Below are 19,461 nucleotides of genomic sequence, written 5' to 3'. Positions count from 1 at the left end.
CCTCTACCCCGGCACCGGACAACACACCTTCGCTGGCCGTGTCACCATCGGCACCGGCTGGTAAACACCCCCTCCCCACACCCCTACCCCCACCCCCCGGGGTGTTTCCTGTCACCACGTACCAACCGTGACAGGAAACACCCAACCAAGATCAACGGGTAGCAGGCAGCCAACCGTCCTGGACCGCGTGGACGCCCGCGTCGCACCCGCGGCGGGCGTCCAGTCGTTCCATGAGGTCAGCGGCGCTGCGGCGGGCGGTGCGCGGGGAGACGCCCAGGCGTTTGGCAATGCGCGTCCGTGAGCCCCAGCGCCAGCAGCCGCAGCGTCTCCGACTCCTGGGTGGGCAGTGCGGTCCCGCGCGGCGGGGTCGGGTCGCCCAGGGGCAGCGCCGCCGCCCACAGGCTCTCGAACAGGGCGCACAGCGCGGTCAGGGTGGACTGTCCGTCCAGGATGACGGCCCCGCTGCGGGAGTCGGCGGGGTCGAGCGGGAGCACCGCCTTCCGGCCGTCCAGGATGATCATGCGCAGGGGGAGGGTCGGGATGGTGCGCACCTTGCCGCCTCGGTCGTGCAGCCAACTGACGTGGTCCAGCGTCGGCTGGTGGTTGCGCACGCTGGACAGGTAGATGGTCCGCATCCGCACCCCCCGGTCCAGCAGGGCGGCGTTCGGCTTGCGGCTGGCCTCCAGGTCTTCGGGGGTGTGCGCGCCGCCCGGCGCCAGCGTCATCACCTCGTTCTCCGCCTCGGCGCCGAGTTGGGCGAGGCGGGCGCGGATGGCATCGGCGCCGTACAGGATCTCCGACCCGTCGCTCTGGCCGCGGGGGCGCAGCGCGGAACACTCGGCGATCAACTGGGCCGCTGCGGCGCGCGACGCCTCGATCCTGAGCTGTTGCGCGGCGAGTTCGGCGTGCTGGCGGGCGAGCAGCAGTTCCATGGCCGCCTCGGGGGGCACCGCGTGGAAGCCGGTGTGTTCGCCGGGGGAGGGCTGTACCACGGCCAGTGCGCTCAGCTCGGACAAGCCGTCGCGTACCTCGTGTTCCGAATACTTCAGGCGGCGGGCGAGTGCGGAGACCCCCTCGTCCGGGTAGGCGAGCATGGTCCGATACAAGCGCTCAGCGGGCAGGGACAAGCCGATCGAATCGAGCATGGAGACCCCCCAGAAAGACCTCACTACAGGAATACACGTCCGATTATTGAGTGACGGACGGGTCGTCGGGGGCCGTTTCCTGCAATGGCATAAAGAGTCCCGCTTGGCGGCATGTGAAAGTAAATGCCCGAGATAGGCTGTGGGGCCATGTATTTGGTTCACGTGCACCTGACGGCGGATTCCCGAGCGACCTTGCCCGAGGGCGCGGCTGCCCTGATCACGGAGTGCGTCGGCCACGACGAGGCCGTGGAGCACGTGGTGGTCCATCCGGCTGCCCGCGGCCACGTCGTGGTCGGGGTGTTCGTCATCGCCCCGTCGCTTGCGGTCGCCGAAGCCGTGGCCGAGGCGGTGTGCCGCCGCGCCCTGCACGGCCGGGAGCAGTGGCGCGGCTTCACCCTCACCGACTGCGGGGTGCCGTTCGTGGCGTCCTACTACGAATCGGTGGCCGGAACCGCGCGCGGTGGACGGCTTATGCCACGGCACGATCCGTCCAGCGGTGATCCCTTCCCTCCGTTCTGTTGATTCGCCACAGTCGTTAATGAGCACGGAATTCCCGCCGGACGCGAAGAATCCTTCGAACCGTCTTTCCCGGCGGGCCAGCCATCGGCCGTGAAATGCGAACTCCCTTTTTGTCGGAGGACACCGCCATGCCATTTTCCAAAACCGCCGCCGCCCCGTCGCCCGCCGTCGCCGTCCCCGGCCGGGCCTTTTCCGCCCCCGGCGCGCAGACCGCGGGAGGTTCGCGCGCTGGCCTCGCTCCCGCGGCCACCGCGGGGCCCGTGGTCTCCTGGCAGGACGGTTCCGACGAGGACCTGACGTGGGGCGGATGACCTCCGCCCGCCGGCGCCACCTCGCTGGCGCGCCGGGCCGGCAGGCGGCGCACCACCGTCGCCCGACCGCCGCGCTGCCTCACGTATCGACCGCCGTACGGCCTTCAACGCCGACCGGCCCCGCCCCCACCGCTCACGTCCACGACCACGCCCGCACCTCCGGCAGGTCCTCGCCGTACTCCCGGATGTAGGCGTGGTGTTCGGTGCGCTGGTCGGCCATCCGCTGGCGGACCGCGATGGCGGTCGATGCCAGGCCGGGGACCCGGTCGATGACGTCCATGACCAGCCGGTAGCGGTCCATGTCGTTGCGGACGACCATGTCGAACGGGGTGGTCGTGGTGCCCTCCTCCTTGTAGCCGCGGACGTGGATGTTGTCGTGTCCGGTGCGGCGGTAGGTCATGCGGTGGATCAGCCAGGGGTAGCCGTGGTACGCGAAGATCACCGGCTTGTCGGCGGTGAAGACCGCGTCGAAACTGCTGTCCGCCAGGCCGACCGGATGGTCGTCGGGCGGCAGCAGCCGCATCAGGTCCACCACGTTGACCACCCGCACCGCCAGCCGCGGCAGGTACGCGCGCAGCAGGGACGCCGCGGCCATCACCTCCATCGTCGGCACGTCCCCGGCCGCGGCCAGCACCACGTCCGGCTCGCGCCCGGTGTCGGTGCCGGCCCAGTCCCACACGCTGACGCCCCGGTGCACGTGGTGCACGGCGTCCTCGATCGGCAGCCAGTCGAAGGAGGGTTGCTTGCCGGCGGCGATGATGTTGATCCGGTCACGGGTGTCCAGGGTCTGTTCGGCAACCGCCAGCAGGGTGTTGGTGTCCGGTGGCAGGAAGACCCGGATGGTGTGCGGGTCCTTGTTGACCATGTGGTCGATGAAGCCCGGGTCCTGGTGCGAGAAGCCGTTGTGGTCCTGCCGCCACACGTGCGAGGTCAGCAGGTAGTTCAGGGAGGCGATGGGCAGCCGCCAGGGCAGGGTGCGGGAGACCTTCAGCCACTTGGCGTGCTGGTTGGCCATCGAGGTGACGATGTGGATGAACGCCTCGTACGAGGAGAACAGCCCGTGCCGCCCGGTGAGCAGGTAACCCTCAAGCCAGCCCTGGCAGTTGTGCTCCGACAACATCTCCACCACCCGGCCGTCCCTGGCCAGGTGCTCGTCCACCGGAAGGACCTGCTCCTGCCAGTTCTTGCCGGTGGCCTCGTACACGTCCTGGAGTCGGTTGGACGCCGTCTCGTCCGGGCCGAACAGCCGGAAGTCGCGGCGCTCGGCGGTGGCCCGCAGCACGTCCCGCAGCAGGCCGCCGAGTACCCGGGTCGGCTCGTGCAGGGTGCTGCCCGGCTGGATCACGTCGACGGCGTACCGGCGGATGTCGGGCAGCGGCAGCGAGCGCAGCAGCCGGCCGCCGTTGGCGTGCGGGTTGGAACCCAGCCTGCGGTCCCCGCGCGGCACCTGCTCCAGCACGTCGGCGCGCGGGCGCCCGCGGTCGTCGAAGAGCTCTTCGGGGCGGTACGAGCGCAGCCACTGCTCCAACTGCGCCAGGTGCTCCGGGTGTTCGCGCAATCCGGACAGCGGAACCTGGTGGGCGCGCCAGGTGCCTTCGACGGGCACCCCGTCCACCTCCTGCGGGCCGGTCCAACCCTTGGGCGTGCGCAGCACGATCATGGGCCAGCGCGGCCGGGCGCGGTGGCCGCCGCCGTGCTGCCTGGCCCCGCTCTGGTACGCGGCGATCCGGTCCAGGCAGGTGTCGAGCGCGGCGGCCAGCGCGCGGTGCACGGCCTGCGGTTCGTCGCCGCTGACGTGGATCGGGTCGTGTCCGTAGCCGCGCAGCAACTGGTCGAGCTCGTCCTCGGGGAGCCGAGCCAGGACCGTCGGGTTGGCGATCTTGTAGCCGTTCAGGTGCAGGACGGGCAGCACCGCGCCGTCGTGCACCGGGTCGAGGAACTTGTTCCCGTGCCAGCCGGTGGCCAGCGGGCCCGTCTCCGCCTCGCCGTCCCCGACCACGGCCACGACCAGCAGCTCCGGGTTGTCGAACGCGGCACCGTAGGCGTGGCTGAGCGCGTAACCGAGCTCGCCGCCCTCGTGGATCGAACCGGGCGTCTCCGGCGCCACATGGCTCGGCACCCCGCCGGGGAAGGAGAACTGCCGGAACAGCCGGGCCATGCCCGCCGCGTCCCGGGTGACGTCCCGGTAGACCTCGGAGTAGCTGCCGTCCAGCCAGCAGCAGGCCACCGTGGCGGGCCCGCCGTGGCCGGGCCCGGTGATGTGGACGGCGTTCAGGTCCCGCGCGTGGATGACCCGGTTCAGATGGGCGTAGACCAGGTTCAGCCCGGGGCTGGTGCCCCAGTGGCCGAGCAGCCTCGGCTTGATGTGCTCGGGGCCGAGCGGCTCCGCGAGCAGCGGGTTGTCGAGCAGGTAGATCTGGCCGACGGACAGGTAGTTCGCGGCCCGCCAGTACCGGTCCACCGTGGCGAGGTCGTGATCGGACAGCGGGGGCGGAGGGGCAGTGGCCATGCCGGGCCTTTCTCGTCCGGGGACGCTGACGGTCTCCGACTACCCACCTTGGCCGTTGCCTGCGGAATGCGCGAACGCGCGCGCGTGCGTACGCGGGCCGGGGCAGCCGCGCGGCGTGCGGACAGGGAGGCGGCAGGGGACGGCGATGTGGCTGGGGAGGTCCATGGGGCGGAGGACGGCGATGTGGCGCGCGGAGCCGTGTCCGCGCTCGCGCCAGGGCCCGGGCTGCGTTCGACGGGCGCCCCGACTCGCCGGGGCTGACGGGCGCGGTTGTGGGGTACCCGGGTGGCCTGCACGGAGATAAGGAGGCGTGCCATGCCCATCGCCACCGTGAACCCGGCGACCGGGGAGACCCTGAAGACCTTCGACGCGCTGGGCGAGGAGGCGGTGCGCGAACGGCTCGCACGGGCGGACGCGGCCTTCGCCCAGTACCGCACCACCTCGTTCGCCCACCGTGCCGAACTGCTCGGCAACGCCGCTGGCCTGCTGGAAGCGGACCAGGACGCGGTTGCCCGTACGGTCACCACCGAGATGGGCAAGACGCTGGCCCAGGCCCGGGCGGAGGCCGCGAAGTGCGTGAAGGCGATGCGCTGGTACGCCCGGCACGCCGAGCACCTGCTCGCCGACGAGCAGCCGGCGCCCGACGACGTCGCCGACGCGGGCGCGGTGCGCGCCTTCGTGCGCTACCGGCCCGTCGGCCCGGTGCTCGCCGTCATGCCGTGGAACTTCCCGCTCTGGCAGGTCGTCCGCTTCGCCTCGCCCGCCCTGATGGCCGGCAACGTCGGACTGCTCAAGCACGCGTCCAACGTCCCGCAGACCGCCCTCTACCTGGAAGAACTCTTCCTCAGGGCCGGTTTCCCCGCCGGCGTGTTCCAGACCCTGCTGGTCGGGTCGGGTGCCATCGAAGGCATCCTGCGCGACCGTCGGGTGGCCGCGGCGACGCTGACCGGCAGTGAGCTCGCCGGGCGCTCGGTGGCCTCGATCGCCGGCGACGAGATCAAGAAGACCGTCCTGGAGCTGGGCGGCAGCGACCCGTACCTGGTGCTGCCGTCGGCCGACGTCGAGCGCGCCGCGCGGACGGCCGTCACCGCCCGCACCCAGAACGCCGGACAGTCGTGCATCGCCGCCAAGCGCTTCCTCGTGCATCAGGAGGTGTACGAGGCGTTCGCCGAAGCGTTCGTCGCCGGCATGCGGGCGCTGCGGGTGGGCGACCCGATGGCGGCGGACACCGACGTCGGGCCGCTCTCCAGCGAGTCCGCCCGCAGTGACCTGGAAGAACTGGTGGACGACGCGCTGCACCGGGGCGCCAGTGCGCTGTGCGGCGGCCGGCGGCCCCCGGACCAGGCCGCCGGCTGGTTCTACGAGCCGACCGTGCTGGCCGGGGTGGACCGCGGGATGCGCATCCACCACGAGGAGGCGTTCGGACCGGTCGCCTCGCTGTACCGGGTCGCCGACCTGGACGAGGCGATCACCCTGGCCAACGACACCTCCTTCGGCCTCAGCTCCAACGCGTGGACCCGCAAGGAGGACGAACAGCAGCGGCTCATCCGCGACCTGGTCGCCGGCGGGGTCTTCTTCAACGGCATGACCGCCTCCCACCCGGCGCTGCCCTTCGGCGGCGCCAAGCGCTCGGGGTACGGTCGCGAGCTCGCCGGCCACGGCCTCCGCGAGTTCTGCAACATCACCACCGTCTGGTTCGGGCCGCCGCACGGGTGAGCCAGGGGCGGCACGGGCCGGCCCGTGCCGGGCGGGCGGACCGGATCGCCGTACGGAGCGGCGACCCGCACCGGCCGCACCCCGACCTCGCCGGGCGTGCCCCGGGACCCGGCGCGCGCCCGGGCCCGCTGTGGCAAGGCGATCTTCGTGGCGTGATCTCTACGGCCGGGTGGTGGGGTGGCCGAGTGCGGTGGGCGCCATCGGTACGGTGCGACGGGCCCCGCGGGGCTCTCTCCGTCGGCGCCGCGCGGGACGAACGCCCACCCCAGGCCCGGGAATCTAATTGGTCGACGCATCAACTAACCCCGCAAAGTGTGCATTCACGACAGGCGCCATTCGGCCGACTTCCTGTCTCACCCGTTCGGTATGCGGGCGCAGATGATGACCATCACACACTCCGGCGCATGTTGGTCTTGACCACTGGCGCCGCAGGTCATCACGGGGAGGCTTGGTGACCGTGGGGCATCGCATGGGCACGGAGCGGCATATTCGTCGGCGCGTCGCGCCGGTCACGGGAGAGCAAGGACTGACGAATTCCGGAACGCTACCTCTCCGTACACCCACGCGGTGCAACGGACATGGCGCACTATGTGGTGGGCGGTCGAGGGAGGCGGGGCCTCTGCTCGACTCGTGACGTGCTCACGACCGTTGCCCACGGTGTACTGCGGTGACGTGTGTTCGGGGAAGGGGAGCCCTGGTCGCACCGGTACCGCGTCCGCTATCCACGACTCGCGCCGCTTCGGCGTGCCTCGGCACGCCGTAATGCGCGACTGCTGACAGGCCGGTGTCCCGCGACGCCGGCCATCCCTGGGGGGATGCCTTCATGGGTCATATGACCCGGCTGACCGTTGCCTGTGCAACGGCCGCCCTATTCGCCGTCGGCCTGCCGGCCAGCAGTTCTGGCGCCGCCGTGACACCCAGGATCGACCTGCGGGTCCTGGTTGTCGACGACGGCGGGCCCGCCACCGCCGCGATCGCGGCCGAACTCGACAGTGCGGGCACCCCGCGCACCACCGTCGCGCTGAGCGACGGGGGCAGGGCCCGCATCGACGCCGCCTTCCTCAGCGACACGGTGGACGGCCGGCCGCGCGCCAAGTTCCAGGCCGTCGTGCTGCCCAACGACAACCCCTTCGGGGCGGGCTCCACGGAAATGGCCGCCATCACCGCGTACGAGAAACGGTTCGGCATCCGGCAGGTGGACGCCTACACCTATGCGCGCCCCGAGGTCGGGCTCAACTTCGCGCAGAACCCCGGCTACATCGGCCCGCTGGACGGACGCTCCGCGCAGGTCACCACCGCCGGCAAGAGCGGGCCCTTCGGATACCTGGACGGCCGGGTGCCCTTCGAGGACAACGACCCGAAGGTCACCGAGAGCTACGGCTTCCTGGCCGTCCCGCTCGCCCAGCAGGCCGGGGACGCCACGTTCACCAGCTACGTCGACGCACCGATCGACGGCAGCGCCGCCCGCGGCTCACTGGTCGGCGAGTACGCCCACGACGGGCGCCGCGAACTGGTCGTCACCTTCGTCTACAACCGCTACCAGCAGCAGTACCGACTGCTGGCCCGCGGCATCGTGGAGTGGCTGACCCAGGGCATCCACCTGGGCGCCGACCGCAACTACTTCGCCGTGCACGTGGACGACGTACTCGGCGCCGACGACCGCTGGGACAGCGAGCTCAACTGCACCCCGGGCGACGTGGACTGCGGGGACGCCGGTGAGGGCAAGGAGCCCGACCCGATCCGGATGACCACCGAGGACGCGGAGTACGCGCGGACCTGGTCCACCTCGCACGGCCTGACCATCGACATGGCGTACAACGCCGGTGGCAGCGAGGCGTACAAGGAGGAGAACGGCGGCGACGACCCGCTGGCGGACCAGCTCATCACCGACCAGCACGCCTACCGTTGGGTCAACCACACCTACAACCACCTCTTCCTCGGCTGCGTCCAGGACGTGAGCGCGGTGCCGTGGAAGTGCGCCACCGACGAGTCCGGCGACGTGCGGTGGACGAGTCAGTCCACCATCGCCGACCAGATCGAGGACAACCTGTCCTGGGCCCGCCGCAACGGGCTGACCGTGGACCGCAGCGAACTGGTCACCGGTGAACACTCCGGACTCGCCAACCGGCCCCAACAGCCGGACGACAACCCGGAGTTGGCGCCCGCGCTACGCGACAGCGATGTCGGCTGGATCGCCAGCGACACCTCCCGCGAGCTGAACCAGCGCGTGGCCGGCCCCGCCCTGACCGTGCCCCGCTACCCGATGAACATCTTCTACAACGCGGGGCGCGCGGCCGAACAGGTCGACGAGTACAACTGGATCTACGCGCGCAAGTCCGATGGCGGCAGCGGCACCTGTGAGACCGCGCCCAACACCACCTGCCTGCCCGCGGCGCTCGACCCGCAGACCGGCTACGGCTCCTACATCGTGCCCCTCGAAGCCAGCATCGGGCTCGCGCACGCCACCTCCAACGACCCGCGCCCGCACTTCATCCACCAGTCCAACCTGGCCGAGGACCGCATCGCCTACCCGGCGCTCGAACGCATCCTGAGCGACTACGCGGACCTCTACGGCGACAACACCCCGCTGGTCAACCTTCAGATGCGGGACATCGGGGCGGAGCTGCAAAAGCGTGCGGTCTGGCGGAACGCGCTCAACTCGGGCAGCGCCAGCGCCTACCGGATCGGCAACACCATCACCGTCACCACGCCCGCGGGCAGCGAGGTCACCGCCACCCTGCCGAGCGGCAGCCAGCAGCAACTCGGCGACGAGAAGGTGCCGTTCGGCTCGGCCTACGCGGGGCTGCGGTCCGGTTGGGCCGCCCCGGCCGACGACGGGGGGAACCAGGTGGTGCTGGTGCTGAGCGACGCCGAGACGCCCACTGACCCGACGCAGCCGGACCCGGCCGACCGGCCGGCGACCCCCAGCAAGCGGCTCCCGGTACCTGACGGCGCGCAGCACCCGGTGCCGTACGGGCCGAGCGACACCAGGTTCTGACCCGCGCTCCTTGGCTCACCCGGCTGATCCGGCCGACCCGGTCGGGGCGGTGCGGTCGGGTGAACCGGGCTGGTGATCTGGCTGGCCCGGCCGAGCCCCGGCAGCCCGCCGGCGGCCCGGCCGGGTGGCCCGCCGCCCGGCCCCCCGGCGACCGGGCGACCGGGCGCGACCATCGCACGGGTCGCCGCCGGGTGGCTGGCCACGGATCGCCGTACCACGGATCGCCGCACCACGGATCGCTGCGCCACGGCCGCTGCACTACAGGGCGTGCGGTGGCGCCCGCACCACGGCCCGGCCCGTACGCCTGGTGCCGGGCCCGCACCACCCGGGGCCTGACAGGTGCACAACCGACCCGTTCGGCCCGGGCCACCCGACCCCAACCAGTGGGCCGGCCCACCCAGTCCGACCAACCCGGACCGGCCCACCCGGTGCGGAGCCACCCAACCCGGTCTCCCCCAACTCGGTGCCACCCGGGCCGCACAGCCCCGCGCAACCCACCGACCTGACGCCGATCCGCCGCCGACCCCGACCCCGACCCCGACCCGGATGCGGGCCCTGGGCCGTGCCGGCCAACCAGCCGGTACGACACGCCCGGGAACGTCCCGGGCCCGGGGCCCCGGACCCGAAGGACATCCGGGACCCACCTGGACCCGGAAGACACCCGGGCGCGCCCGGGCCCGTACCCGTCAGCCACTCCTCGGCACACCCCGCACCACCCCGCATCACCCCGACGCGTCCCGTACGACCTGGCCGGTGCGACACGCCCGGACAGGACGGCCCACCGCACCGTGCGGCGCCCCGGCATGCCCGGGGGCCGCGGGCACGGGCCGGGACGCAACACCCGGCACACCCCGTGATCAACCTGGCCGCCCGGGCCACCCGGCGGCCGGCGCCCAGCGGGCACCAGGGACCAGACGGCGCGGCCCCACACCGTCGCCGGCGCCCGTCCCTCCAGGTGAGAGCAGTCAGAGGAGCCATCGGACCGGCCGGCACGCACGCCAGGGCCGGCCACCGGCGCGCCGCACCACCGCACCGACCAGGCGAGCCCCGCGCCACGCCGCACCACCGCACCAACTCGGCGGGCCCCGCGCCACGCCGGGACCCGCTCCACACGGCTGCCTCCGCCAGGCCCGACGACGCGTCCACGGCGGCCGGCCACCGGCCGGCGACCGCCGGGCGTGTCGGGAAAGACAACGCACCGTCCCCTCGGGAGTAAGAACGGCCATGCACGGACCACGCACCGCGCCCACCAGCGGCGGGGCACCGCCGGACGGCACCTCGGTGACCCTCCTCACCGAGGGCACCTATCCGCACAGCCACGGCGGAGTCAGCGTGTGGTGCGACCAGTTGGTGCAGGGCATGCCCGACGTGGACTTCCACGTCATGGCGGTCACCGGCACCGGTCGCGAACCCCTCGCCTGGCAGCCGCCCGGCCACGTACGCAGCATCACCAACCTGCCGCTATGGGGCACCCCGCAGGACTGTCCGCCACCCCGCGGCAAGACGCTGCGCCGCTTCCTCGCCGGCTACGAGGAGTTCCTCGCCGGGCTGCTCGACCCGGAGGCCGAAGACCGCTTCCCGGCCGCCCTCTACCACCTGGCCGAGCACGCACCGAGCGGCTTGCTGTCGGCCGCGCTGCGCACCGAACGGGCCGCCCGGGTGCTGGCCAAGCTGTGGACCAGGCCGACCGTCGGCACCGCGGCGGCCCGCCCCACCCTGCACGACGCGCTGAGCGCCACCGACCTCCTGGAGCACGCCCTGCGCCCGCTCGCCGGCCGGGCCGCGGCCGACACCGGGGTGACCCACGCCGTCAGCGGCGGTCTCGCCGCACTGCCAGGACTGGTCGCCCACCACATCCACGGCACGCCCTTCCTCCTCACCGAACACGGCGTCTACCTGCGCGAGCGCTATCTGAGCTTCCGCGCCGAGCCGTACCGCTGGCCGGTCAAGGCCCTCATGCTGGGGTTCTTCCGGCTGCTCGCCATGGAGAGCTACCGCACCGCGGCCCTGGTCACCCCGGGCAACCGGTACAACCGCCGCTGGGAGGAGCACGGCGGCACCCCGCCCGAACGCATACGCACCGTCTACAACGGCGTCGACCCCGCCGCCTTCCCGCCCGCCGGGCCCGAACCCGAGACACCCACCCTGAGCTGGGCGGGCCGGGTCGACCCGATCAAGGACCTCCAGACCCTCATCCGGGCCTTCGCACTGGTCCGCGGCAAGTTGCCGACCGCGCGGCTGCGGCTGTTCGGCGGCACCCCGCGCGGCGCCGAGAAGTACCGCGAGAGCTGCGAGGCGCTCGCCACCGAACTCGGCATCGGCGAGGCCGTCACCTTCGAAGGACGGGTCGAGGATATCAAGGACGCCTACGCGGCGGGCAACGTCGTCATGCTCTCCAGCGTCAGCGAAGGCTTCCCGTTCACCCTGATCGAGGCCATGTCCTGCGGGCGGGCCACCGTCTCCACCGACGTGGGCGGCGTGCGCGAGGCCGTCGGCGACTGCGGCCTCGTGGTGCCGCCCCGCGACCCCGAACGCATGGCCGAGGCCGCCCTGCGGCTGCTCAACGAACCCCCGCTGCGCGCCCGGATGGGCGAGGGCGCCCGGCTGCGCGTCATCGAACAGTTCACGCTGCGCCAGACCATCAGCACCTTCCGCGAGATCTACCAGGACCTCTCAGGGCGCCGCCCGGCCGAGCAGGCCCGCCCCGGCGCGGCCCGCCCGTCCTGGGCCCGGGCGGTCGCCGCCGGAGGTGCCGGATGAGCGGCCCGTTACGCCTCGTACCCGACACGGCCCACGAGCCGGCCGGCGCCCCCACCGACCCGTCCGCCGCCGCGACCGGCGCCGGAAGCGAGCCGGCCGCCACCGGCCGCAGGCGCCGCCCGGCGCGCCCCACCCCGTCCTGGGCCGACGACCCGCTCGACGACCTCGCCGAGCGCCTGTCGGACGTGTGCGCCGCCGCCGTACACCCCGACGAGATCGCCGCCTTCCTCGAAGCCGACGGCCTGACCGGGGAACAGATCACCGCCCGCTACGGCCGCCGCAACGTCTTCGAACTCGCCGCCGAACTCTACGAACGCGTTCCGCGCGGCTACCCCGAACCCCCGGCCAAGCCCGACCCCTGGCACGCCACGCCCGGCCGGTTCCTGCTGCGCGGCGTCGTCTTCACCCTGCCCGGCCTCGGCTACGTCCTCAGCACCCCCTTCCTTGAGGGGCCGACCGGCCTGTTCGGACTCTCCGCGGGCACCGGCCCGCTGGCCGCGTCCGCGCTGGTGGGCTGGGCGTGGAACCAGGCACTCGCCCACCGGGCCTACCGCTGGCTCGCGCTCGGCGGCAACGAGGCAGCCGCCGCGTGCCTGCGCATCGGCGGCCCGCTGGGCGCCCTGCTCGCCTTCACCGCCGCCCTCCTGCTGCCGGGCCCCACCGGCGCCCCCGTCTTCGCCGCCGGCCAGTCCGTCTACCTCGCCGCCGCCACCGCCCTGCTGGTCCTCGGCAGGGAACGGGCCCTGCTCTACAGCCTGTTGCCGATGGCCGTCGGTGCCCTCGTCCTGCTCTGGATCGACCTGCCGGCCGCGGCCCGCGCCGCCCTGCCGGCCGTCAGCGTGCTGGCCGCACTCGGCTGCGCGGCGCACACCATCCACCGGGCCCTAGCCGGCGACAAGGGCCCGCAGGGACCGGCCGACGACGACGGCGCGCACAGCAGCGGACCGCCGCTGTTCGCCTCGGTGCCCTACGGCCTGTTCGGGCTCGGCTGCGCGGTCCTCACCTCGGTCGCCGTCCTCGGCGACGTCCTGCGGTACGGCGAGGGCGCCTCGCTCACCGGCCCCTCCGTCATCGCCCTCACCCTCAGCATGGGCCTGGCCGAGTGGCTGCTCTACCGGTGCCGCGGCCTCGCGCTCGCCGCGCTCAGCGACAGCACCACCGCCGGCGGCATGCTGCTGCGCGCCGCCTGGGTGCTGGCCCGCTGCATGGCCTGCTACCTCGGGGTGCTCGCCGTCCTCGTCTACGCCACGGCCGCCATCTGGCCCGACGGGCCGCACCTGAACCCGCCACGGCTGCTCGCGGTCGTCGCACTCGGCGCCGTGATGTGGACCGGACTGCTGCTCCAGGCGTTCGGGACCGCCTGGATACCGGCCCTCGCCACGCTGGCAGCCGCCGGCGTGGAGACCGTGCCGCTGGCACTGCACGCCTGGACGCCCACCTCGGTCCAACTCGCCGCCTGCTGCTGTACCGCCGGTGTGCTGCTGGTCGCCGCCACCGCACTGCTCGGCCGCATCACGGCGCACCGCTGAACCACCCGCACCACCGCACCACGCACCCACGAGAAACCGCACCGTGCACTCACGAGAATCGGAGCCCGACCATGTGCCCCACGCCCGCCACGTCCCAGGCCGAGACCGCCACCACGCCGCAGCCGCCCACCGCGACCCCGCCCGGCGGTGGGTTGGTCGCCGTCACCGGAGCCGAGGGCTTCATCGGATCTCACCTGGTCCAGACGCTGGTCGCGGCCGGCCACCGGGTGCGGGCGATGGTCCAGTACAACTCCTTCTCCTCCTTCGGCTGGTTGGAGACGCTGCCCGCCGACGTGCTCGACCAGGTCGAGGTGGTGCTCGGCGACGTACGCGACCCCGGGTCGGTGACCGGCCTGGTCACCGGCGCCGAGGCGGTCTACCACCTGGCCGCCCTCATCGCCATCCCGTACTCCTACCGCGCCCCGCACAGCTACGTGGAGACCAACGTCACCGGCACCCTCAACGTCCTGGAGGCCGTGCGCCACCTGGAGATCCCGCGCCTGGTGCACACCTCAACCAGCGAGACGTACGGCACCGCACAGACCGTGCCGATCACCGAGGACCACCCCATCAACACCCAGTCGCCCTACGCCGCGTCCAAGGCCGGCGGCGACCGGCTCGCCGACAGCTACCACGCCAGCTTCGGCACCCCCGTGGTCACCCTGCGGCCCTTCAACACCTTCGGGCCCCGCCAGTCGATGCGCGCCGTGATCCCCACCGTGATCGGCCAGGTCGCTGCCGGGGAACACACCATCACCCTCGGCGACCTGCGCCCCACCCGTGACTTCAGCTACGTGAAGGACACCGCAGCCGCCTTCCTCGCCGTCGGCACCGCCCCCGCCGAACAGGTCGTGGGCCACACCTTCAACGCCGGCACCGGTGGCGAGATCTCCATCGGTGAACTGGTCTCCCTCATCGGCAAGTTGATGGACACCACGCTGGAGGTACGGGAGGACGCCCAGCGCATCAGGCCCGCCGACTCCGAGGTGATGCGGCTGGTGTGCGACGCCTCCCGGCTGCGCGCCGCCACCGGCTGGGCCCCCGCCCACACCCTGGAGGACGGACTCGGCCACACCATCGCCTTCTTCCGCGACCCGGCCAACCTGGCCCGCTACAAGACGGACCTCTACAACGTCTGACCACCGGGCTGATAGGAGCCCGGCCACCGGGCCGACACCGCACGGGCGCGGGCACTCCCCACCGAGCCCGCCCCGCAACCCCCCGTCCGCGACCCCCGCGGACCCCACCCCAGAGAGGAACCACCATGCACGCAGTCATCCTGGCCGGCGGCAAGGGCGTTCGACTGCGCCCGTACACCACCGCCCTGCCCAAGCCACTGGTACCCATCGGCGACCGGCACGCGATCTTAGAGATCGTGCTCCGCCAACTCGCCGCTGCCGGGTTCACCAGTTGCACGCTGGCCATCGGCCACCTCGGGCACATCATCCGCGCCTACGTCGGCAACGGCTCCCAGTGGGGGCTGCGGGTGGGCTACAGCAGCGAGGACAGCCCGCTGGGCACCATGGGCCCGCTGCTGACCATGCTCGACCGGCTGCCCGACCACTTCCTGGTCATGAACGGCGACATCCTCACCGACCTGGACTTCGGCGACGTCCTGCGCACCCACGAGAGCAGCGACGCCCCGCTGACCATCGCCACCTACGCCCGCCAGGTCAACATCGACTTCGGCGTGCTGACCACCGAGTCCGACCGGGTGGTGGGATTCACCGAGAAGCCCCGCATGGACTACCGCGTCTCCATGGGCGTCTACGGCGTCTCCCGCGACACCCTCAACGCGTACACCCCGGGCCTGCCGCTCGGCTTCGACGAACTCGTCCTCGACCTGCTGAAGACCGACACCCCGCCGCGCGCGTACGACTTCGACGGCTACTGGCTGGACATCGGGCGGCCCGACGACTACGACCGGGCCAACGCCGAGTTCACCGACCGCCGCGGCGTCCTCATCAAGGGAGCGTGACCGATCTGATGCGCATTCTCGTCCTGGGCGCCAACGGCTTCCTGGGCGAGCACGCCGCCCGACACCTGCGCGCCCTGCCCGGCGCGCAGGTGTTCATCGGCGGTCGCTCGTCCACCTCCGACGCCCGCATCGACCTCGCCACCGTCGACCCGGACCAACTCGCCGACACGCTCGCGGCGCTGCGCCCGGACGCGGTGGTCAACTGCGCCGGCGCGGTCGGCGGCGGCCCCCTCGCACTGGCCGGCACCAACGCCCGCGGTCCCGCCGTCCTGTGCGCCGCGCTCACCGACGCCGCGCCGAAGGCCCGGCTCGTGCACCTGGGCTCCGCCGCCGAGTACGGCACCTCGGGCGACGGTCTGGCCCTCACCGAATCCAGCCCCACCTGCCCGTTCGGCGTCTACGGCGCCACCAAGCTGGCCGGCACCCTCACCGTCACCTCCGCCGGGCTCGACGCGGTGGTGCTGCGCGTCTTCAACCCGATCGGCCCCGGCTCCCCGGCCAGCAGCCTGCCCGGCCGGCTGGCCGCGCTGCTGCACGACGCGGAGCCCGAGGGCGTGGTGCACGTCGGCGCGCTCTCCGCGTACCGCGACTACATCGACGCCCGCGACGTGGCGCTGGCCATCGGCCGGGCGACCACCGCGAGCGGCCCGCTGCCGCCGGTGCTCAACCTCGGCAGCGGCACCGCCCGGCCGGTGCGGGCCGTGGCCAGCGGGCTCGCCGAACGCGCCGGCTTCCGCGGCCGGATCGACGAGAGCGGCGCCGGCTCGGGGCGCTCACCGGCGGCCTCGCGCGCCTGGGCGGACATCAGTGCCACCACCGCCGCCCTGGAGTGGGAACCGCGCTACTCCTTCGACCAGTCGCTGACCGACCTGTGGGCCGCGACCACCGGCCAGCCCGTGGACGCCCTGCGGTGAAGCCACCCCCCCCGCCCCCGGGGCGCCTGCTCGTGCCGCTGTACGTCCACCCGACGGTGGACCCGCTGGCCTGGCAGGCGCTCCGGGCGCGCGCACGACAGCTCTACGCCGTGGTGCTCAACCGGGCCGACGGCCCCGGCCGGCACCGCGATCCGCACTTCCGCGCCACGGCCCACGCCCTGCGCGCCGCCGGCGTGCGCCTGCTCGGCTACGTGGACACCGACTACGGCCGCCGGCCACGGCGCGCGGTGCTGGCCGCCGTCTGGCGCCACCGCCGCTGGTACGGGGTGGACGGCGTCTTCTACGACCAGAGCGCGGACCGCGCCGCGCACCTGCCCCGCTACCGGGCCCTGGTGCGCGGCGCCCGGCTGCTCGGCGCCCGCACCGCCGTGCTCAACCCCGGCACCCACCCCCACCCCGGCTACGCCGACATCGCCGACGTACTGGTCACCTTCGAGGGCCACTGGCGGACCTACCAGCAGGTCAGAGCGGCCGAGTGGACGGCGCGCCACCCGCCACGACGGTTCTGCCACTTGGTGTACGGAGTGCCCGAAGGACAGCGCGGCCGGGTCGCCCGTACGGCGTATGATCTTGGGGCCGCGCTGCACTGCGCGGTACCGGGGGAGGGAAGCAACCCGTGGCGGTATCCGCCGTCAGGTGGAAGCGATGACATGGGAGAGAACGGGTGAGGGCACGGACCCCGCTCGCGGCGTTGCTCGCCGCGGCCCTGCTGGTGCTGGCCGGCTGTTCGAGCGATGACACGGACGACGACGCGCGGCCGTCGAAGCCCCCGCACACCGGACCGACGGCCCAGCGCCCCGCCGACGGGTCGGCCGTCGACTGGCAGCCGCGGGCCCGCACGACCTGGCAGTGGCAACTCGACGGCCGCGTCGACACCAGCATCGACGTCCCCGTCTACGACATCGACGGCTTCGAGAACTCCGCGGCCGTCGTCGACCGGCTGCACGCCGACGGCCGCAAGGTCATCTGCTACATCAACGCCGGCGCCTGGGAGGACTGGCGGCCCGACGCCGACGCCTTCCCCAAGGACGTACGGGGCGAGAACAACGGCTGGGAGGGCGAGCTGTGGCTCGACATCCGCCAGCTCGACACGGTGCTGCCGCTGATGGCCAAGCGGATGGACATGTGCCGGCAGAAGGGCTTCGACGGCGTGGAGCCCGACCTGATGGACGGCTACCTCAATCGCACCGGCTTCCCGCTCACCGCCGAGCACCAACTCGCCTACAACCGCGGCCTGGCCAAGCTCGCCCACGACCGCGGCCTGGCCGTCGGGCTCAAGAACGACCTCGACCAGATCCCGGAGCTCGTGGGCGACTTCGAGTTCGCGGTCAACGAGGAGTGCGCCGAGTTCGGCGAGTGCGACAAGCTGACGCCGTTCATCAAGGCGGACAAGCCCGTCTTCCACGTGGAGTACACGCTGCCGACGGCCAAGTTCTGCCCCACCACCAAGAAGCTCGGCCTCAGTTCGATGCGCAAGCGGCTGGGGCTCGACCCCTGGCGCCAACCCTGCTGAACCCGGCCCCGGCGCCCCGGCCCGGCCACGCGCCGGGCCGTGCCGCCGGGCCGCGCACGGGCCGAACCGGCCGCCGGCAGCGACCGCACGCGACCCGCTAGCCACAGGCCCCGCACGGGCCACGACCCACCTTGGACCCCTCCCGGCCGCGCCCGCCTAGGGTCGCCCGGAAGCTGACCGTGACGGGCTAGGGCGGGTGCACATGCGGTGGTTTGCGTGGCGTCGGCGGGGTGCCGGTCGGCGTCGGTGGACCTCGGCGCGCAGGGCGGAGGCGGCGGCCAGGGCCGAGGCCGCGGCGGCGGGGCTTGAGCCGGGCGCAGCCCGGGGCGAGGCGCGTTCGCTGGTCTTCCACGGCAACGACGCCGAACAGGCCAAGCGCTATCTGCTTCGCCTGCCCCCGATCGAGGACCGCCGCTCGTGCTACCTGGTGCGGACCCCGGACAGCACCTGGGGCCGGGACGTCGGCGGCCTCTACCTGGAGCACCTGCGACCCTGGCAGTGCGACCCTTCGCGGGCGCACTGCTGGGGCACGGTCATGGCGGTGGCCGGCCTCCAGGGCGTACTGCGGGCGGCCCGCGGCCAGGGCGACAACTTCGTCGCCCAGGTCGCCTGCGGCCGGTGCGCCCACGAGTGGTTCGACGGCCTGCGCTACCAGAACCTCACCGCCGTACGGTGCCCGGACTGTCAGACCCTGAACAGGGTCGACACCAGTTGCATCCGGGTGGACCCCGGCTGAGCCGATCCGCGCCTGGGGTGTCCCGCACAACGGCCAACGGCGCTACGGCGGTACAGAGTTGACGGACCGTCAGGACGCGGCCGGGGCGAGTTCCGCGGCGATGGCCGCGCGTAGCGCGTCGTGCTGCGGGCCGAGCGCGTCCCGCTCCGCGCTCCACCGCTCGGGCGGGTAGAGCCAGACGGGCCGGGACACCAGGTCGGCCGGCTCCCAGTCGAACCTGGGCCACACATGGGCGTGTAGATACGGGTCGGTGTTGCCGAGTATTTCCAGGTTGACCCGGCGGAAGGCGGGGTCGTGCCGCTTGCAGACGCGCTCGACCGCCTCGCCGAGCGCGTCCATGTCGGCCAGGAACGCCAGCCGCCGCGCCCGCGGCAACTCCGAGAGCCGCTGCACCGTCGGATCGTCCACCAGGAGCACCGAGTACCCCGGCAGGAACTGCACGTCCCCGATGACCGCGAACCCCGCGCTCATCCTGCGCAGCACGGTGGGGTTCTCGCTCCGCAGCGCACTGCCGATCCGATCCCGCCGCCAGTCGTCCGTCATGTCGCGCACCCTTCCGTACGACGCGTCCGCCCGCCGGCGGCCGAACCCCGCCGGCCGCGGTGGTGCCCCGAGCCCGGAGCTGATGGTGGGCCTGGGGCGCACCGGGCTACGACCGTACCGGGTGGAGCCGGCCGTGCACGCTCATCCGTGGGCGCGACGGGCTGGCCACCGCGGTCGCATCGGCCCTGCGAATGCACCCTGGCTGCCGGCCCCCGGCCCCCGGGCCCCCGGCCCCCGGCCCCCGGCCCCGGGCCCCCGGCCCCCGCCCC

General features: G+C 73.0%; 15 protein-coding genes. 12 read left to right on the top strand and 3 right to left on the bottom strand.

What is annotated here, in order from left to right:
* Positions 1–236 precede the first annotated feature (236 nt).
* Positions 237–1,145, bottom strand: a complete 909-nt coding sequence (locus tag AAHZ94_RS09845) for a TrmB family transcriptional regulator (protein WP_349992255.1) — start codon at positions 1,143–1,145, stop codon at positions 237–239.
* A 147-nt stretch (positions 1,146–1,292) separates the two neighbouring features.
* Between AAHZ94_RS09845 and AAHZ94_RS09840 the strand changes: the two genes are divergently transcribed.
* Positions 1,293–1,667, top strand: a complete 375-nt coding sequence (locus AAHZ94_RS09840; RefSeq protein WP_349992254.1) for a hypothetical protein — start codon at positions 1,293–1,295, stop codon at positions 1,665–1,667.
* 125 nt (positions 1,668–1,792) lie between these two features.
* A complete protein-coding gene (locus tag AAHZ94_RS09835; protein ID WP_349992253.1) occupies positions 1,793–1,975 on the top strand; it encodes a hypothetical protein in 183 nt (60 codons plus the stop codon).
* Between the two features lie 133 nt (positions 1,976–2,108).
* Here the strand turns inward: AAHZ94_RS09835 and AAHZ94_RS09830 are convergent, their stop codons facing one another.
* A complete protein-coding gene (locus AAHZ94_RS09830) occupies positions 2,109–4,484 on the bottom strand; it encodes a phosphoketolase family protein (RefSeq protein WP_349992251.1) in 2,376 nt (791 codons plus the stop codon).
* 315 nt (positions 4,485–4,799) lie between these two features.
* On the opposite strand from AAHZ94_RS09830, the gene AAHZ94_RS09825 reads away from it, so the two are divergent.
* The 10 genes from AAHZ94_RS09825 (at position 4,800) to AAHZ94_RS09780 (ending at position 18,649) form a co-directional block, all read left to right on the top strand.
* Positions 4,800–6,200: an NADP-dependent succinic semialdehyde dehydrogenase gene (locus AAHZ94_RS09825; protein WP_349992249.1), complete on the top strand. Its 1,401-nt coding sequence runs from the start codon at positions 4,800–4,802 to the stop codon at positions 6,198–6,200.
* A gap of 823 nt (positions 6,201–7,023) precedes the next feature.
* Positions 7,024–9,198: a hypothetical protein gene (locus tag AAHZ94_RS09820; RefSeq protein ID WP_349992247.1), complete on the top strand. Its 2,175-nt coding sequence runs from the start codon at positions 7,024–7,026 to the stop codon at positions 9,196–9,198.
* Between the two features lie 1,224 nt (positions 9,199–10,422).
* Positions 10,423–11,958 (top strand): GT4 family glycosyltransferase PelF, encoded by a 1,536-nt coding sequence (pelF, locus tag AAHZ94_RS09815; protein WP_349992246.1) that lies wholly within the window; start codon positions 10,423–10,425, stop codon positions 11,956–11,958.
* Positions 11,955–13,487: a hypothetical protein gene (locus AAHZ94_RS09810; RefSeq protein WP_349992244.1), complete on the top strand. Its 1,533-nt coding sequence runs from the start codon at positions 11,955–11,957 to the stop codon at positions 13,485–13,487. The genes pelF and AAHZ94_RS09810 overlap by 4 nt, the downstream gene beginning before the upstream one ends.
* Before the next feature lie 71 nt (positions 13,488–13,558).
* A complete protein-coding gene (locus AAHZ94_RS09805) occupies positions 13,559–14,626 on the top strand; it encodes an SDR family NAD(P)-dependent oxidoreductase (RefSeq protein ID WP_349992242.1) in 1,068 nt (355 codons plus the stop codon).
* A gap of 125 nt (positions 14,627–14,751) precedes the next feature.
* Positions 14,752–15,465 (top strand): nucleotidyltransferase family protein, encoded by a 714-nt coding sequence (locus tag AAHZ94_RS09800; protein WP_349992240.1) that lies wholly within the window; start codon positions 14,752–14,754, stop codon positions 15,463–15,465.
* Positions 15,466–15,473: 8 nt separating this feature from the next.
* A complete protein-coding gene (locus AAHZ94_RS09795; RefSeq protein WP_349992256.1) occupies positions 15,474–16,379 on the top strand; it encodes an NAD-dependent epimerase/dehydratase family protein in 906 nt (301 codons plus the stop codon).
* Positions 16,376–17,068, top strand: coding sequence for a spherulation-specific family 4 protein (locus tag AAHZ94_RS09790; protein WP_349992238.1), 693 nt, complete (start codon positions 16,376–16,378; stop codon positions 17,066–17,068). Before AAHZ94_RS09795 ends, AAHZ94_RS09790 begins: the two co-directional genes overlap by 4 nt.
* Positions 17,065–17,913, top strand: coding sequence for an endo alpha-1,4 polygalactosaminidase (locus AAHZ94_RS09785; protein WP_349992236.1), 849 nt, complete (start codon positions 17,065–17,067; stop codon positions 17,911–17,913). The genes AAHZ94_RS09790 and AAHZ94_RS09785 overlap by 4 nt, the downstream gene beginning before the upstream one ends.
* A 202-nt stretch (positions 17,914–18,115) precedes the next feature.
* On the top strand, positions 18,116–18,649 hold the full coding sequence (locus AAHZ94_RS09780; RefSeq protein WP_349992235.1) for a hypothetical protein: 534 nt from the start codon (positions 18,116–18,118) through the stop codon (positions 18,647–18,649).
* Positions 18,650–18,718: 69 nt separating this feature from the next.
* Here the strand turns inward: AAHZ94_RS09780 and AAHZ94_RS09775 are convergent, their stop codons facing one another.
* Positions 18,719–19,192 (bottom strand): HIT family protein, encoded by a 474-nt coding sequence (locus AAHZ94_RS09775; RefSeq protein ID WP_349992233.1) that lies wholly within the window; start codon positions 19,190–19,192, stop codon positions 18,719–18,721.
* Between the last annotated feature and the right edge of the window lie 269 nt (positions 19,193–19,461).

This window comes from Streptomyces sp. HSW2009, from assembly GCF_040240285.1.
Classification (GTDB): domain Bacteria; phylum Actinomycetota; class Actinomycetes; order Streptomycetales; family Streptomycetaceae; genus Streptomyces.
Note: the sequence above shows the minus strand (reverse complement) of the source record. Positions and strands in the feature narration are given on the sequence as shown.